This window comes from Actinomadura craniellae, from assembly GCF_003289645.1.
Taxonomy (GTDB): Bacteria; Actinomycetota; Actinomycetes; order Streptosporangiales; family Streptosporangiaceae; genus Actinomadura_D; species Actinomadura_D craniellae.
The window spans coordinates 178,946-194,777 of record NZ_QLYX01000004.1 but is presented as its reverse complement, the minus strand read 5'-3'; the positions used below and the strand labels follow the sequence as shown (position 1 = coordinate 194,777).

At 71.0% G+C, this 15,832-nt stretch carries 13 protein-coding genes; 10 read left to right on the top strand and 3 right to left on the bottom strand.

Going from position 1 to position 15,832, the window contains the following annotated elements; genetic code table 11:
* The first annotated feature begins 100 nt into the window (after positions 1–100).
* The gene (gene rpsI, locus DPM19_RS10365) at positions 101–625 is read left to right on the top strand and encodes a 30S ribosomal protein S9 (protein ID WP_111865492.1); all 525 of its coding nucleotides are present in this window, start codon (positions 101–103) and stop codon (positions 623–625) included.
* 142 nt (positions 626–767) lie between these two features.
* Entirely contained in the window at positions 768–2,117 is a 1,350-nt protein-coding gene (gene glmM / locus DPM19_RS10360; RefSeq protein ID WP_111865490.1) for a phosphoglucosamine mutase, read from the top strand.
* 11 nt (positions 2,118–2,128) lie between these two features.
* On the opposite strand, the gene DPM19_RS10355 is transcribed toward glmM, so the two are convergent.
* Positions 2,129–2,785, bottom strand: coding sequence for an HNH endonuclease family protein (locus DPM19_RS10355; protein WP_111865487.1), 657 nt, complete (start codon positions 2,783–2,785; stop codon positions 2,129–2,131).
* Positions 2,786–2,898: 113 nt separating this feature from the next.
* Between DPM19_RS10355 and DPM19_RS10350 the strand changes: the two genes are divergently transcribed.
* Genes DPM19_RS10350 through DPM19_RS10330 form a run of 5 tightly spaced genes read left to right on the top strand, consistent with a single transcriptional unit; the run spans position 2,899 to position 7,344 of the window.
* Entirely contained in the window at positions 2,899–3,855 is a 957-nt protein-coding gene (locus tag DPM19_RS10350) for a DUF389 domain-containing protein (protein ID WP_111866343.1), read from the top strand.
* A 48-nt stretch (positions 3,856–3,903) separates the two neighbouring features.
* On the top strand, positions 3,904–4,794 hold the full coding sequence (locus DPM19_RS10345; protein WP_111865484.1) for an ABC transporter ATP-binding protein: 891 nt from the start codon (positions 3,904–3,906) through the stop codon (positions 4,792–4,794).
* On the top strand, positions 4,791–5,717 hold the full coding sequence (locus DPM19_RS10340) for an ABC transporter permease (RefSeq protein WP_111865482.1): 927 nt from the start codon (positions 4,791–4,793) through the stop codon (positions 5,715–5,717). The genes DPM19_RS10345 and DPM19_RS10340 overlap by 4 nt, the downstream gene beginning before the upstream one ends.
* On the top strand, positions 5,714–6,631 hold the full coding sequence (locus DPM19_RS10335) for an ABC transporter ATP-binding protein (RefSeq protein ID WP_111865480.1): 918 nt from the start codon (positions 5,714–5,716) through the stop codon (positions 6,629–6,631). Before DPM19_RS10340 ends, DPM19_RS10335 begins: the two co-directional genes overlap by 4 nt.
* Entirely contained in the window at positions 6,628–7,344 is a 717-nt protein-coding gene (locus DPM19_RS10330) for an ABC transporter permease (protein ID WP_111865477.1), read from the top strand. The genes DPM19_RS10335 and DPM19_RS10330 overlap by 4 nt, the downstream gene beginning before the upstream one ends.
* A gap of 22 nt (positions 7,345–7,366) precedes the next feature.
* Here the strand turns inward: DPM19_RS10330 and dnaE are convergent, their stop codons facing one another.
* On the bottom strand, positions 7,367–10,957 hold the full coding sequence (gene dnaE / locus DPM19_RS10325; protein ID WP_111865474.1) for a DNA polymerase III subunit alpha: 3,591 nt from the start codon (positions 10,955–10,957) through the stop codon (positions 7,367–7,369).
* A 116-nt stretch (positions 10,958–11,073) separates the two neighbouring features.
* Positions 11,074–12,015 carry a type I pantothenate kinase gene (gene coaA, locus DPM19_RS10320; RefSeq protein ID WP_111865472.1) on the bottom strand — a complete coding sequence of 314 codons (942 nt, stop codon included), beginning with the start codon at positions 12,013–12,015 and terminating at the stop codon, positions 11,074–11,076.
* Positions 12,016–12,111: 96 nt separating this feature from the next.
* Between coaA and glmS the strand changes: the two genes are divergently transcribed.
* Genes glmS through DPM19_RS10305 form a run of 3 tightly spaced genes read left to right on the top strand, consistent with a single transcriptional unit; the run spans position 12,112 to position 15,795 of the window.
* A complete protein-coding gene (gene glmS / locus DPM19_RS10315; RefSeq protein ID WP_111865469.1) occupies positions 12,112–13,956 on the top strand; it encodes a glutamine--fructose-6-phosphate transaminase (isomerizing) in 1,845 nt (614 codons plus the stop codon).
* A gap of 28 nt (positions 13,957–13,984) precedes the next feature.
* The gene (locus DPM19_RS10310) at positions 13,985–14,347 is read left to right on the top strand and encodes a holo-ACP synthase (protein ID WP_111865467.1); all 363 of its coding nucleotides are present in this window, start codon (positions 13,985–13,987) and stop codon (positions 14,345–14,347) included.
* Positions 14,344–15,795, top strand: a complete 1,452-nt coding sequence (locus tag DPM19_RS10305; RefSeq protein ID WP_111865464.1) for an NAD(P)H-hydrate dehydratase — start codon at positions 14,344–14,346, stop codon at positions 15,793–15,795. Before DPM19_RS10310 ends, DPM19_RS10305 begins: the two co-directional genes overlap by 4 nt.
* Positions 15,796–15,832 lie beyond the last annotated feature (37 nt).

Genomic DNA, 15,832 nt, shown 5'->3' with positions numbered 1-15,832 from the left:
GGCGGCGCGTCCCCCAGGGGCGCGCCGTTTCCCAACAGAGGCCGCCGGGGTGCCCGTCCACCGGGTCCGCCGCCCTGGCTAGAAGACCCCTAGGAGAACAGTGGCCGAGAACAGCGGCATCGAGACGCCCGTCGAGGGCGAGGGCGAGGAGTACGACACGTACTCCGAAGAGGTGCCCTCGGAGTACACCACCGAGAGCCCCGAGGTCGCCGAGGAGTACGTCCCGCAGCCGGTCGCCGCCGGCCCCGCCGCGGGCACCGGCCGCCGCAAGCAGGCCATCGCGCGCGTCCGCATCGTGCCGGGCACGGGCAACTGGACGATCAACGGGCAGTCGCTCGACCAGTACTTCCCGAACAAGGTGCACCAGCAGATCGTCAACGAGCCGTTCGTGCTGCTCGGCACCGAGGGCCAGTGGGACGTCATCGCCCGCATCCACGGCGGCGGCGTGACGGGCCAGGCCGGTGCGCTGCGGCTGGGCATCGCCCGGGCGCTGCAGTTCTCCGACATCGAGCACCGCCCCGCGCTCAAGAAGGCCGGCTTCCTCACCCGCGACGCGCGGGTGAAGGAGCGGAAGAAGGCCGGTCTCAAGAAGGCGCGTAAGGCTCCGCAGTACAGCAAGCGCTGACGAAACGAACCTTTCCGCCGAACGGGCCGTCGCACCATGCGACGGTCCGTTCGCATGTACACACCCGTTTTCGGGGTTAGTGTGACTGCGCAAACGGAACGTTCCGGACTGTAGTCATTGACCTGTACATCTGGAGTGAGTTGTGGGTCGTCTCTTCGGCACCGATGGCATCCGCGGGGTCGCCAACCGTGATCTCACCGCGTCGCTCGCGATGGATCTGTCCGTCGCCGCGGCCCGGGTCCTGGGGGAGGCCGGGGCCTTCGCGGGGCACCGGCCGGTGGCCGTGGTGGGACGCGACCCGCGGGCCTCGGGTGAGTTCCTGGAGGCGGCCGTGGTCGCCGGGCTGGCCAGCGCGGGGGTGGACGTGCTGCGCGTCGGGGTGGCGCCGACCCCGGCGGTGGCGTACCTGACCAGGGCGCTGGACGCCGACCTCGGGGTGATGCTGTCGGCGTCGCACAACGCCGCGCCCGACAACGGCATCAAGTTCTTCGACCGCAGCGGCTACAAGCTCGCCGACGAGATCGAGGACAGCATCGAGGCGCACCTGGGCGAGGCCTGGGAGCCGCCGACCGGTGCCGGGGTCGGCCGGGTGCGCGACGCGTTCGGCGCGGTCGAGCAGTACGCGGCGCACCTGGTGTCCACGCTGCCCGGGTCGCTCGACGGTGTGCGGGTGGTGGTCGACTGCGCCCACGGGGCCGCGTCCGCCGTCGCGCCGGAGGCGCTGCGCCGGGCCGGGGCCGACGTGGTCGCCATCGGAGTCGCGCCTGACGGCCTCAACATCAACGCGGGCTGCGGCTCCACCCACCTGGCCGCGCTGCAGGCCGCGGTGGTCGAGCACGGCGCGCACGCGGGGATCGCCTACGACGGCGACGCCGACCGCTGCCTGGCGGTGACCGCCGCCGGCGAGACGGTCGACGGCGACCAGATCATGGCGATCCTGGCGCTGGAACTGCGCGAGGCGGGCCGGCTGGCCGACGACACCGTGGTGGCCACGGTGATGTCGAACCTCGGTTTCAAGATCGCCATGCGGGAGGCGGGGATCGCCGTGATCGAGACCGCGGTCGGCGACCGCTACGTGCTGGAGGCGATGAAGGAGGGCGGCTTCGGCTTCGGCGGCGAGCAGTCGGGCCACGTCATCATGCTGGACCACGCCACCACCGGCGACGGCGTGCTGACCGGCCTGCACCTGCTGGCGGCGGTGGCCCGGCGGGGCCGCCCGCTGGACGAGCTGGCCAAGGTCATGACCCGGCTGCCGCAGGTGCTGGTCAACGTCCGGGGCGTCGACAAAGCGCGGGCCGCGACCGACCCCGTGCTGGCCGAGGCGATCTCGGCGGCCGAGGCGGAGCTGGGCGACACCGGCCGGGTGCTGATCCGGCCCAGCGGCACCGAGCCGATGGTCCGCGTCATGGTGGAGGCGGCGAGCCAGGAGCAGGCCCAGACGGTCGCTGAGCGGCTCGCTGACGTGGTCCGCGCGGAGCTCGCCTCCGGGTGACCCGGGCGGGCTCAGCAGCGGTCGAGGAAGCCGTCCAGGGCGGTGCGGTCGGTGCGGGTGACGGGGAGGGCGTACTCGTCGGCCACGGCGATGTACCTGATCGCGTAGGTGCACTGGAAGTCGCGCTGCGGCTTCCACTCGCCGGGGCCCGAGTCGCTTTTCTGCCGGTTCGGGACGCCCCAGACGGCCAGCAGGTTGTCGTGGTCGTTGGCGAACCGCTCGCGCCGGTCGGCGGGCCAGTCGTCGGCGCCCATCCGCCAGGCCAGTGCCAGCGGGTAGAGGTGGTCGATCTGCACCTCGTCGGCGTCCGACTTGCTGAACGTGATGTCCTTGCCGCTGTAGGGGTCGTGCAGCAGGCCGCTCACCACGACGCAGTCGCCGCGCTTCTCGATCTTCTCCAGGTCGCGGGCCAGGACGTCGTTGCGCTGGTCGCAGCCGTTGCGGTCGATGTCCTTCCAGCGCACCCCGAACCGCTCGCGCTCGTATCCGGAGCCGCTGCCCTCGGCCGCGGTGCGCAGGTCCTTCAGGTCGGCCCGGGCGGCCGCCGCGCCGCGCCGGTCGGGCGTCCGGTCGGTGCCGCCGCCCGTGCCCTCCACCTCGACCGCGCAGCCGGTGAGGGCCGCCGCCAGTGCCGTTCCCGCGGCCAGTGCGGGGAGCCACCGAGTCATTTTCTGCCTTTCTTGGCCCGAAGCTACGTCGGATATGCCCAGCATGTCCGGACGAAACTCGCGCAGCTCGGGAACCCTCCCGCGGCCCGTCCCGTCCTGGCACCATGGGCGCCGTGCTGCGCTTGCAGGCCATCGTGCCCAAGGACCGGACCGAACAGGTGTGCACGGTCCTCGCCGGGAATCCCGGCGCGACCCATATCGCGGTGTTCTCCGGGGCGGCCCGGGACCCCGCGGGCGACGTCGTCACCGCCGACATCGCCCGGGAGTCCGCCAACGAGATCCTGGCCGCGCTGCGCAGCCTGCGGCTGGACCGCGACGGCTCGCTGACGCTGGAACACATCGACATCTCGCTGTCGAAGGCCGCCGAGGACGCCGAACGGCGCGCCCCGGGCGCCCCCGACGACGCGGTGGTCTGGGCCGACCTCGACCAGCGGACCGCCGACGCGGCCGATCTGACCTGGTCGTTCATCGCGTTCCTGACGCTGGCGACCCTGCTCGCCGGGATCGCCGCGCTGCTCGACTCGCCGATCCTCATCGTGGGCGCCATGGTGCTCGGCCCGGAGTTCGGCGCGGTGGCGGCGATCGCGTTCGGGCTGGTCTTCTGGAAGCCGGGCCGGGTCGCGGGCGCGCTGCGCACGCTGGCCGTGGGCTTCGCGGTGGCGATCGCGATCACCTATGTCTGCGCGCTGCTCGGCCGGTGGACCGGCGTGATCGAACTGGCCGAGCTGCCGGACGCCCGCCCGCTGACCGGGTTCGTGTACGAACCGGACCGCTGGTCGTTCATCGTGGCGGTGCTGGCCGGGGCGGCCGGGGTGCTGGCCCTGACGGCGGACAAGTCGTCGTCGCTGGTCGGGGTGTTCATCTCGGTCACGACCGTCCCCGCGGCGGGCAACATCGCCGTGGCCGTCGCGTTGCGGCACTGGTCGGAGGTGGCGGGCTCGGCGGTGCAACTGCTGGTGAACCTGGTCGGCATGGTCATTGCCGGGGTCGCGACCATGGTCGTCCAACGGGCGGCATGGGGGTTTGCCCAAAGGCGAACGAAAATGCGTCCGAAGGACGGTACCGGCTAGTCCTTCCGGGTGACGACGGGAGCGGTACGTTCCCACTAGGTTCGGGGCATGCCGATCATCGCCACCCAGAACCTCACGATGAGGTTCGGGGGGTTCACCGCACTGAACGACCTGAGCCTCGCCGTGGAACCCGGGGTCGTCGGGCTCGTCGGGGCCAACGGCGCGGGCAAGTCCACACTGATCAAGATCCTGCTCGGGCTGCTACCGCCGACCTCCGGCCAGGCCGCCGTGCTCGATCTCGACGTGGCCGGGCAGGGGCCGCTGATCCGGGAACGGGTCGGCTACATGCCCGAGTACGACTGCCTGCCGCCCGACGTCTCCGCCACCGAACTGGTGGTGCACCTGGCCCGGATGTGCGGCCTGCCCCCCACCGCGGCCCGTGAGCGGGCCGCCGACACGCTGCGCCACGTGGGCCTGTACGAGGAGCGCTACCGGCCCATCGGGGGCTACTCCACCGGGATGCGGCAGCGGGTCAAGCTGGCCCAGGCCCTGGTGCACGACCCCCAGCTGGTCTTCCTCGACGAGCCGACCAACGGGCTCGACCCGGCCGGCCGGGACGAGATGCTGGCGCTGATCCGCCGGGTCGGCACCGAGTTCGGGATCAGCGTGCTCGTCACCTCGCACCTGCTCGGCGAGCTGGAACGCATCTGCGACCACGTGGTCGTCATCGACGGCGGCCGGCTGCTGCGCTCCTCGGCGGTCGACTCGTTCACCGAGGTCAGCGGCGTGCTGGTGGTCGAGGTGGAGGAGGAGCGCGACGCGCTCGGGCAGCGGCTCGCCACCGCCGGGCTGGCCGTCCGCCCCGAGGGCCGGCACCTGCTGGTCGACATCGCCGACGAGGGCACCTACGACCTGATCCGGGACGGCGTCGCCGAGCTCGGGGTGGGCCTGATCCGGCTGGAGCAGCGCCGCCACCACATCGAGGAGGTGTTCCGGTGACGCTGGGCGCGATCCACGACATCGGCTACCGGCACTACGAGGGCCGACGGCTGGGCCGGGCCTACATCATCCGGTCGCTGTACGTGCACAACCTGCGGGCCGCCTACGGGCTGGGCCGGCCGGCGCGGGCCAAGGTGATGCCGTTCCTGCTGGCGGCGATGATGCTGCTGCCGGCGGCCGGCAGCGTGGCGGTGCTGGCCATCACCAAGGAGCCGAACACCCTGATCGTGTACTCCCAGTACGCGACGATCATGCAGGTGGTGGTGGCGATCTTCCTGGCCACCCAGGCACCGGTGATCGCCTCCCGGGAGCTGCGTTTCCGCGTGGTGCCGCTGTACTTCTCCCGGCCGGTCGTCCCGCCGGACTTCACGCTGGCCAAGGTCGGCGCGTTCGCCACGGCGTTGTTCGTGCTGCTGGCCGTCCCGGTGACGGTGCTCTTCGTCGGGGCGCTGGTCACCCGGGCCGACAAGATGAAGCCGCTCGTCATGCCGGACGGCGAGGTCGCCCGGGCGATGCCGCTGGGCGATCACGTGCTGCACTACCTCGGCGCCCTGCTGGGATGCGTGCTCTTCGCCCTGGTGCTGGCCGCCATCGCGCTGGTGATCGCGGCCTTCACGCCGCGCCGCGGCTTCGGGGTGGCCGCGGTGATCGCCGTCTACATGGTGAGCAGCACGATGGTGCTCATCGTGCAGGGCATCGCCGAGGCGCGCACCAACTTCGAACTGGCCGGCTGGGCGGGGCTGTTCGCCCCGTTCAACCTCGTTGACGCCGTGCAGGTGCGGCTGCTGGGTGCGGAGAAGGCGGCCGTCGCGGTGCCGCCCGGGCCCTGGGGCGGCCCGGTGGCGCTGGCGCTCTGCGCGCTCCTGGTGGCCGGTGCGGTCGCCGTCCTGTCCCTGCGCTTCCGGAAGGCCGGTCTCTCATGAGCGAGTTGCGGCTCGACCAGGTGTCCCGCTGGTACGGGAACGTGGTCGCGGTGAACGGGATCTCCATGACCATCGGGCCCGGGGTGACCGGGCTGCTCGGCCCCAACGGGGCGGGCAAGTCCACGCTGATCCACATGATGGGCGGCTTCCTGCCGCCGTCCACCGGCACGATCGAGCTGGACGGCGCGACCATCTGGAAGAACCCGCAGATCTACCGGCATGTCGGGCTGGTCCCCGAGCGCGAGAGCGCCTACGACTTCCTGACCGGCCGGCAGTTCGTGCTGGCCATGGCCAAGCTGCACAAGCTGCCCGATCCCGGCGCCGCGGCGCAGCGGGCGCTGGCCATGGTCGAGATGGAGCCCGCCCAGGACCGCGAGATCGGCAAGTACTCCAAGGGCATGAAACAGCGGGTCAAGATGGCCTCGGCGCTGGTCCACGACCCGCCGGTGCTGCTGCTCGACGAACCCTTCAACGGGATGGACCCCCGGCAGCGGCTCCAGCTGATGGACCTGATCCGGCGGATGGCCGCCGAAGGCCGCACCGTGCTGTTCAGCTCGCACATCCTGGAGGAGGTGGAGCGGCTGGCCACGCACATCGAGGTGATCGTGGCGGGCCGGCACGCGGCCTCCGGCGACTTCCGGGCGATCCGGCGGTTGATGACCGACCGGCCGCACGTCTTCCTGGTGCGGTCCGCCGACGACCGGCGGCTGGCCGCCGCGATCATCGCGGACGGCTCGGCGCGCAGCGTGGAACTGAGCGGCCAGGGGCTGCGGGTGGAGGCGACCGACTTCCGGCGGTTCACCTGGCTGCTGCCGCAGGTCGCCCGTAAGGAGGGCGTCCGGCTGCTGGAGGTCTCGCCCGCCGACGAATCCCTGGAGAGCGTCTTCTCCTACCTGGTCGGAGGTGCCGGATGAACGCCACGATCGCCGCCATCACGCTGCGGGCCATGCTCGGCCGGCGGCGGGCGCTGCTGCTGTTCGCGCTGCCCGCGCTGCCGATCCTGCTGGCCGTCATACTGCGGATGACCGGGGACAACGACCTCGGCACCTCGGCCGGGGTGCTGCAGAGCCTGGTGCTGGGAACGCTGCTGCCCCTGCTCTGCCTGATCGCGGGGACCGGGGTGATCGGGCCGGAGATCGACGACGGTCAGATCATGTACATCCTGACCAAGCCGATCCCGCGGCCCGTCATCACCACGACGAAACTGGTCGTGGCGTTCGGCCTGGCGGTCGTGTTCGCGGTGATCCCCACCCTGCTGACCGGGCTACTGCTCACCGGCACCTTCAGCGGGCTCACCGCGGGCTTCACCGCCGGGGCGCTGGTGGGCGCGGCCGCCTACTGCGCGATCTTCGTGGCGCTGGCCGTGATCAGCCGCAACGCCGTGACGATCGGGCTGATCTACGCCCTGGTCTGGGAGTCGCTGATCGGCAACCTGGCCTCCGGGGCGCGCTCGGCGTCCGTCCAGCAGTGGGCCCTGTCGGTGGCCGACGCCGTCGCCGACACCGACCGGATCACCCCCGCGGTGAGCCTGCCGGTGGCGGTCGTCCTGCTGGTCGTGGTCGTCGCCGGCGGCGCGTTCCTGGCCGGAGGCCGGCTCGGCACCCTGACGGCGGCGACCGCCGACTGAGGCCCCGGCCTCCCGGCCAGGGTCACCTGTCGGCGAGCGCCGTCGGGCCGAGGAGGACCTTGAGGTCACCGACGAAGGCTCCGTTGGCGAGGTTGACCTTGTGGTCGGGAAGGTTCACGAGGACCTTGCGGCGGTTGAGGCGTTCGACCATGAGGTGGACGGGGGTGTCGCCGCGATGGGTGCGGAACATCTGCTTCAGCTCGGCGAGGAGTTCCCGGTTGACGTTCGCCTCACGGAGCGCGATGACGACGGGTTCGTGTTCCCCGGCCTGGGGGACGTTGGAGATGTCGAGGAACTCGATGGCGACGGCGTTGAAACTGACACTGGCGTCTTCGCCGCTGTCACGGATGCGGATCTTGCCGACGACCGAGACGACGAGGTCGGGAGCCAGGTTCTCGCCGTAGAGCTGGTAGGTGGCCGGGAAACAGGGGACTTCGAGCGAGCCGTCGTGGTCTTCGATCTTGAGGATGGCCCAGACGTTGCCCTGCTTGGTGACCTTCTTGTCGACGCCGGAGATGATTCCGGCGACGCGGATCTCGCCACGTTCGCGATCGGCGTCCCGGTTGAGGATCTGCGCGATGCTGTAGTCGCGGTTGCGTTCCAGTACGCGCTCGGCTCCGTTGAGCGGATGGTCGGAGACGTAGAGGCCGAGCATTTCCCGCTCGAAGGCGAGCTTGGTCCTCTTGTCCCATTCGGCTGAGGGGACGGTGATGGCGAAGGCCTCGGTCGCGGCGTCACTGTCCTCGAAGGCGCCGAACAGCGAGTCCTGGCCCATCGCCTCCTTCTTCTTGATGTCGATGACGGAGTCGATGGCCTGGTCGTGGATCTGGACCAGGCCCATGCGGGCGTGCCCGAGGCCGTCGAAGGCGCCGGCCTTGATGAGCGATTCGATGGTCCGCTTGTTGCAGACGACCGCGGGGACCTTGGTGAGGAAATCATTGAAATCGGTGTACTTGCCGTGTTCCTTACGGGCACCGATGATCCCGTTGATCGGGCCGTCGCCGACGTTCTGGACCGCGCCCAGGCCGAAGCGGACGTCGTCACCGACGGCGGCGAACCGGAGGCTGGACTCGTTGACGCACGGCGGCAGCACCTGGACCTTCATCCGGCGGCATTCGGCCAGGTAAACCGCCATCTTGTCCTTGTTGGTACCGACCGAGGTGAGCAGCGCCGCCATGTACTCGGCCGGGTAGTTGGCCTTGAGGTACGCGGTCCAGTAGGAGACGAGCCCGTATCCGGCGGTGTGGGACTTGTTGAAGCCATAGCTGGAGAAGGGTTCGAGGACGTCCCAGACGGCCTTGGCCATCTCCTCGGTGTAACCCTTGTCGACCATGCCGGAGGAGAAGGTGGCCCACTGCTTGTCCATCTCCTCCTTCTTCTTCTTGCCCATCGCGCGGCGGAGGATGTCGGCGCCGCCCAGCGTGTAGCCCGCGAGCTGCTGGGCGATGGCCATGACCTGCTCCTGGTAGACGACCAGGTGGAAGGTCGTGCCGAGGATCGGCTCCAGGGCGTCCTTCAGGCCGGGGTGGATCGGCGCGATGGCCTGCTTGCCCTCCTTGCGGAGGGCGTAGTTGATGTGGGCGTTCGCGCCCATCGGACCCGGACGGCCGAGCGCGAGGATCGACGAGACGTCTTCGAACCGGGTCGGTGCGATGAGCTTGGTGAGGTCCCGCATCATCGAGGAGTCGAGCTGGAACACGCCCAGGGTCTCGCCGCGGGCCAGGAGCTCGTAGGTCTTCTTGTCGTCCAGGGGGACCTTGAGCATGTCCAGTTCGAGCCCGCGGTTGGTCTTGATGTTCTCGACCGCGTCGCCCAGGACGGTGAGGTTGCGCAGGCCCAGGAAGTCCATCTTGAGCGCGCCCATGTTCTCGCTGGACGGCCCGTCGAAACCGGTGATGCGCGCGCCGTCGTCGGGCCGCATGAAGATCGGCATGACGTCGACGAGGGGCTGCGAGGAAAGGATGACACCGGCGGCGTGGACACCGGTGCCGCGGGTGAGGCCTTCCAGGCCGAGCGCGGTGTCGATGACCTTCTTGACGTCGACGTCTTCTTCGTAGAGCTTGCGGAGCTCGGTGGCCTCGGCATAACGCTCGTGCTCGGGGTCGAAGATGCCGGTGAGCGGGATCTCCTTGCCCATGACGGCCGGCGGGAACGCCTTGGTGATCTTCTCGCCGACCACGAAGGGGTAGCCGAGGACGCGCCCGGCGTCCTTCACGGCCGCCTTCGACTTGATCGTCATATAGGTGATGATCAAGCTGACGTTGTCCTCGCCGTACTTCTCGGTGACGTAGCGGATCATGTCACCGCGACGACGCTCGTCGAAGTCCAGGTCGACATCGGGCATGGAGATGCGTTCGGGGTTGAGGAACCGCTCGAACAGCAGGCTGTGCTCGATCGGGTCGAGCTCGGTGATCCCGGTGACGTAGGCGACCATGGAACCGGTGGCGCTGCCCCGGCCCGGACCGACCCAGATGCTGTTGTCGCGGGCGTACTGGCAGATGTCGGCGACGACGAGGAAGTAGCCGGGGAAGCCCATCCCCTCGATGACCGACAGCTCGTACTCGATGCGCTCCTGGACTTCGGCGGGCACCGGGTCCCCGTAGCGGTGGACGGCGCCGCGCCGGCACTCCTTGCGCAGCCAGCTCATCTCGGTCTCCCCGTCGGGGACCGGGAACTTGGCCGCCAGGTCACGGTGGGCGAAGACCTCGTCGTAGGACTCGACCCGCTCGGCGATCACCAGCGTGTTGTTGCAGCCCTCGCGCCAGAGGTCGTCGTGGTCGAGGCCGCGCATCTCCTCGGCGGAGCGGATGTAGTAGCCCTGGCCGCTGAACCGGAACCGGTCGGGGTTGTCCAGCCGGGAGTTGGTGCCCACGCACAGCAACGCGTCGTGGGCGGTGGCCTGGTCCTCGGTGACGTAGTGGGAGTCGTTGGTGACCAGCGGCGGGATACCGAGCCTCCTGCCGATCTCCAGCAGCTGATCGCGGACCGCGGTCTCGATCAGGACGTTCCCGTGGTCCATCAGTTCCAGGAAGTAGTTCTCCTTGCCGAAGATCTCCTGGTACTTGGCGGCGTGCTCCAGGGCCTTGTCGAACTGGCCGAGCCGGAGCCGGGTCTGGACCGCGCCGGACGGGCATCCGGTGGTGGCGATGATCCCCTCGTGGTACTGCTCGAACAGCTCGTCGTCCATCCGGGGGTACTTCTTCATGTGGCCTTCGAGCGAGGCCAGGGAACTGATCTTGAAGAGGTTCTTCAGGCCCTGGGCGGTGTAGGCCCACATGGTCTTGTGCAGATAGGTGCCGCTCGCCGACACGTCACCGCCGGCGCCGGTCTGCTCGTTGAACTTCCGCTGATGCGGCTCTCCCCAGAAGACCGGCTTCTTGTGGAACCGCGACTGGGGGCTGACGTAGCCCTCCACGCCGATGATCGGTTTGAGTCCTGCGCCTTTGATCTTTTTGTGGAACTCGTAGGAGCCGAACAGGTTTCCGTGGTCGGACATGGCGATCGCGGGCATCCCCAGCTGGGAGACCCGGTCGGCCATCTTTCCGATCTTCGCCGCGCCGTCCAGCATGGAGTACTCCGTATGAACATGCAGGTGCACGAACGAGTCAGCCACGGGTGATCTTGGCCTTTCGGGGTCGGGCGGTCGGTGTCCCAACTCTATCGACGCGACCCCTCAGGGCGCCGTGGTCACACCGGACGGGCATGATCTTTTCGGCGCTGGGTGCCGCGCTAGATACGGCGCAAGCGCAGGCGTTGGACGCTGTGGTCGCGGGCCTTGTGCAGCACCAGGGTGGCGCGGGCGCGGGTGGGCAGGATGTTGGAGACGAGGTTGACCTCGTTGATCTCGCGCCAGACGCGTCGGGCGAACGCCGCGGTCTCGTCCTCGTCGAGCTGGGTGGCGAACTGGTGGAAGTACGACCGGGGGTCGGTGAAGGCGGTGCGGCGCAACGCGAACAGCCGGTCCACGAACCACTGCTGGATGTCCTCGACCCGGGCGTCCACGTAGATGGAGAAGTCGAGGTGGTCGGCGACGGAGAGCGTGCCCGGCTCGGCGGACTCCAGCACGTGCAGCCCCTCGACGATCAGGATGTCCGGCCGCCGGACGGTCTGCCGGGCCCCGGGCACCAGGTCGTACTGCAGATGGGAGTAGACCGGGATCTCCACCTCGGCCGCCCCCGCCTTGAGCGCCCCGACCGTGGAGACCAGCGCCCGCCGGTCATAGGTCTCGGGGAAGCCCTTGCGCTCGCTCAGCCCGAGCCGGGTCAGCTCCGCGTTGGCGTACAGGAAGCTGTCGGTCGTGATCAGCTCCACGGTCGGGTGCTCCGGCCGGCGGGCCAGCAGGGTGCGCAGCAACCGGGCGGTGGTCGACTTGCCGACGGCCACGCTGCCGGTCACCCCGATGACGAACGGGGTGGGCCGCATCGGCTCGGCCAGGAACGCGCCGATCGCGTCGCGCAGCGGGCCGCGGGCGGTGGCGTACAGGTTGAGCAGCCGCGACAGCGGCAGGTACACCTCCTCCACCTCGGCGATGTCGATGGGGTCGCGTACCCCGCGGAGGGCGTCCAGTTCGTCCCGGCCCAGCGGGAGGGGGGTGCTGGCCCGGAGGGCGCGCCAGGCGTCCCGTGACAGCTCGACATAAGGGCTCGGCACGCCGGCTTTTTCCCTGGTCATGGGAGCAGCCTAGGGCGCGGGTCCGGCGGGCCCCCGAACGGCCTTCGGCAGCGTGCGCGGTACTCCCCGCCGGCCACACCGGCTAGTGTGACCGCCATGTGCGGAATCGTGGGCTACGTGGGGTCGAAGCCGGCGCTCGATGTGGTGATCGAAGGTCTGGCCAGGCTGGAATACCGGGGGTACGACTCGGCGGGGGTGGCGGTGCTCGCCGAGGGCGGGCTGGCCGTCACCAAGCGCGCGGGCAAGCTGGTGAACCTCCGCGAGGCGCTGGCCGAGCGGGAACTGCCGCCCGGCACGGCGGGCATGGGGCACACCCGCTGGGCCACCCATGGCGCGCCCACCGACCGGAACGCGCACCCGCACGTCGACTGCTCCGGGTCGATCGCCGTGATCCACAACGGGATCATCGAGAACTTCGCGGCGCTGCGGGCCGAACTGGCCGAGCGCGGGCACACGCTGCAGTCCGACACCGACACCGAGACCGTCACCCACCTGCTGGAGGAGGAGTTCGCGGCCGCCGGCGGGCTGGCCGAGGCGATGCGCCGGGTCTGCCGGAAGCTGGAGGGCGCCTTCACGCTGGTGGCCGTCCATGCCGCCGACCCGGACGTGGTGGTCGGCGCCCGGCGCAACTCCCCGCTGGTGGTCGGCCGGGGCGACGGCGAGAACTTCCTGGCCAGCGATGTGGCCGCGTTCATCGCGCACACCCGCCAGGCGATCGAGCTGGGCCAGGACCAGGTCGTGGAGCTGCGCCGGGACGGGGTGACCGTCACCGACTTCGAGGGCAAGCCCGGCGAGGTGACCGAGTACCACGTCGACTGGGACGTCTCGGCCGCCGAGAAGGGCGGCTACGACTACTTCATGCTCAAGGAGATCGCCGAGCAGCCCCGGGCGGTGGCCGACACCCTGCTCGGCCGGATCGGCACCGACGGGCGGCTCACGCTCGACGAGATGCGCATCTCCGACCAGGCCCTCCGCGAGATCGACAAGATCATCATCGTGGCCTGCGGCACCTCCTACCACGCGGGGATGATCGCCAAGTACGCCATCGAGCACTGGGCCGGGCTGCCCTGCGAGGTGGAGCTGGCCAGCGAGTTCCGCTACCGCGACCCGATCCTGACCCGGTCCACCCTGGTCATCGCGATCTCCCAGTCGGGCGAGACGATGGACGCGCTGATGGCCGTCCGGCACGCCCGCGAGCAGCACGCCCGGGTGCTCGGCATCTGCAACGTCAACGGCTCCACGCTGCCGCGCGAGTGCGACGGCGTGCTCTACACCCACGCCGGGCCGGAGATCGCGGTCGCCTCGACCAAGGCGTTCCTCACCCAGCTCGTCGCCGTCTACCTGATCGCGCTGTACCTCGCCCAGGTGCGCGGCACCAAGTGGGGCGACGAGGTCTTCGCCATGGTGCAACTGCTGAGCGGCATGCCCGACAAGGTGGAGAAGGTCCTGGAGACCATGGGGCCGGTGCGCGAGCTGGCCCGGTCGCTGGCCGACGAGCACTGCGTGCTCTTCCTGGGCCGGCACGTCGGCTACCCCGTGGCCATGGAGGGCGCGCTCAAGCTCAAGGAGCTCGCCTACATGCACGCCGAGGGCTTCGCCGCGGGCGAGCTCAAGCACGGCCCGATCGCGCTGATCGAGGACGGCCTGCCGGTGGTGGTCGTGGTGCCGCCGCGGGCCCGCGCCGTCCTGCACGACAAGATCGTCTCCAATATCCAGGAGATCCGCGCCCGGGGCGCCCGGACGATCGTCATCGCCGAGGAGGGCGACACCTCGGTCCAGCCGTACGCGGACACGCTGATCGAGGTCCCGGCGGTGCCGACGCTGCTCCAGCCGCTGGTGACCACCGTCCCGCTGCAGGTCTTCGCCTGCGAGTTGGCCACCGCCAAGGGCCACGACGTGGACCAGCCCCGCAACCTCGCCAAGTCCGTCACGGTGGAGTAGCGAGACCCGGGCTCCTACGATCGTGGCTGTGATCGTGGGAGTGGGTATCGACGTGGTCGACATCGCCCGGTTCGAGGCGTCCCTGGAACGCACTCCCGGGCTGCGGACCAGGCTGTTCACCGAGGGCGAGCGCGGGCTGCCGGCGCGCTCGCTGGCCGCCCGGTTCGCGGCCAAGGAGGCGCTGGCCAAGGCGCTGGGCGCGCCGGGCGGGCTGCGGTGGACCGACGCGGAGGTGCGCCGCGCCCCGGGCGGCCGGCCCGAACTGCACGTCGCGGGGACCGTCGCTGCGGCGGCCGCCGGGCTGGGCGTGACGGACTGGCACGTTTCGCTCAGCCATGACGGTGGCATCGCCACGGCGATCGTCATCGCCGAAACGCGGGGTAGGGCATGAGATACGCGCACGAGGTCGACAAGGTCCGGGCGGCGGAGGCCGCGCTGCTGGCGCGGCTGCCCGAGGGCACCCTGATGCAGCGGGCGGCGGCCGGGCTGGCCGCGGTCTGCGCGTCGCTGCTGCCGCGGGTGTACGGCGCGGACGTGGTGCTGCTCGTCGGCGGCGGCGACAACGGCGGCGACGCCCTCTACGCGGGCGAGCGGCTGGCCCGGCGCGGAGCCCGGGTGGTGGCGGTGCCCGCCGGGTCCAGGACGCACCCGGCGGGGCTGGCGGCCCTGCTGGCCGCGGGTGGCCGGCTGGGCGACGCGGCCGAGATCGACACCGCCGACCTGGTGATCGACGGCCTGACCGGCATCGGCGGTGGCGGGGCGCTGCGCGAGCCGTACGCCGCGCTGGCCCGGCGGGCGAACGAGACCCCCGGCCTGGTGGTGGCCTGCGACGTCCCCAGCGGCGTGGACGCGAACTCCGGCCGGGTCGAGGGCGAGGCCGTGCGGGCCGATGTGACCGTCACCTTCGGCACCCACAAGCCGGGCCTGTTCATCGACCCCGGCGCCGCGCGCTGCGGGGTGGTCGAACTGGTCGACATCGGGCTGGGCCCCGAGCTGCCGGACCCCGACGTGACGGTCACCGGCCCGGACGACGTGGACCCCCCGCTCCCCGGCCCCGAGTCGGACAAGTACCGGCGCGGGGTGGTCGGCATCGTCGCGGGCGGCGAGCAGTTCACCGGGGCGGCGGTGCTGAGCACCGGCGGAGCCGTGCACGGTGGGGCGGGGATGGTGCGGTTCGTCTCGGTCGCCCCGGCCGTGGCGGTGGTCCGGCGGCGCTGGCCCGAGGCCGTCACCACGGTGATCGAGCCGGGGGACGCGGCCGGCCTCGCCGCGGCGGGCCGGGTGCAGGCCTGGGTGGTGGGCCCGGGGCTGGGCACCGGCGACGCCGCCGCGGCGCTGGTCGCCGCGGCGCTCGGCACCGACGTGCCCGTGCTGGTGGACGCCGACGGGCTCACCGTGCTGGCCCGCCACCGCGACCTGCTCCCCGGCCGGACCGCGCCCACCGTGCTGACCCCGCACGCCGGGGAGTTGGCCCGGCTGCTGGACGCCGACCGCGCCGACATCGAGGCCCGGCGGCTGGAGCACGTCCGCCGGGCGGCGGCCGAACTCCGGGCCACCGTGCTGCTCAAGGGCTCCACCACGCTGATCGCGGCGGCCGGCCGGCCGGTGCGGGTGAACCCCACCGGCACCTCGTGGCTGGCCACCGCGGGCACCGGCGACGTGCTGTCGGGGCTGATCGGTGCGCTGCTGGCCGGTGGCATGGCGGCGCTCGACGCGGCCGCCGCCGGGGCCTACCTGCACGGCATGGCGGCCCGCCTGGCGGCTGACGGGGCCCCGCTCGCCGCCGGCGACGTGATCGGCGCGCTGCCCGCCGCCTTCCGGACGCTGGCCGGGACGTGAACATCCGGGTCAGCGCGGGCATCCGATCAGATGCGCG

Bases quoted from the DNA above. Each gene is read 5' to 3' on its own strand.
- DPM19_RS10355 (WP_111865487.1), bottom strand. From the start codon at position 2,785: ATGACTCGGTGGCTCCCCGCACTGGCCGCGGGAACGGCACTGGCGGCG.
- DPM19_RS10345 (WP_111865484.1), top strand. From the start codon at position 3,904: ATGCCGATCATCGCCACCCAGAACCTCACGATGAGGTTCGGGGGGTTC.
- DPM19_RS10335 (WP_111865480.1), top strand. From the start codon at position 5,714: ATGAGCGAGTTGCGGCTCGACCAGGTGTCCCGCTGGTACGGGAACGTG.
- DPM19_RS10330 (WP_111865477.1), top strand. From the start codon at position 6,628: ATGAACGCCACGATCGCCGCCATCACGCTGCGGGCCATGCTCGGCCGG.
- coaA (WP_111865472.1), bottom strand. From the start codon at position 12,015: ATGACCAGGGAAAAAGCCGGCGTGCCGAGCCCTTATGTCGAGCTGTCA.
- glmS (WP_111865469.1), top strand. From the start codon at position 12,112: ATGTGCGGAATCGTGGGCTACGTGGGGTCGAAGCCGGCGCTCGATGTG.
- DPM19_RS10305 (WP_111865464.1), top strand. From the start codon at position 14,344: ATGAGATACGCGCACGAGGTCGACAAGGTCCGGGCGGCGGAGGCCGCG.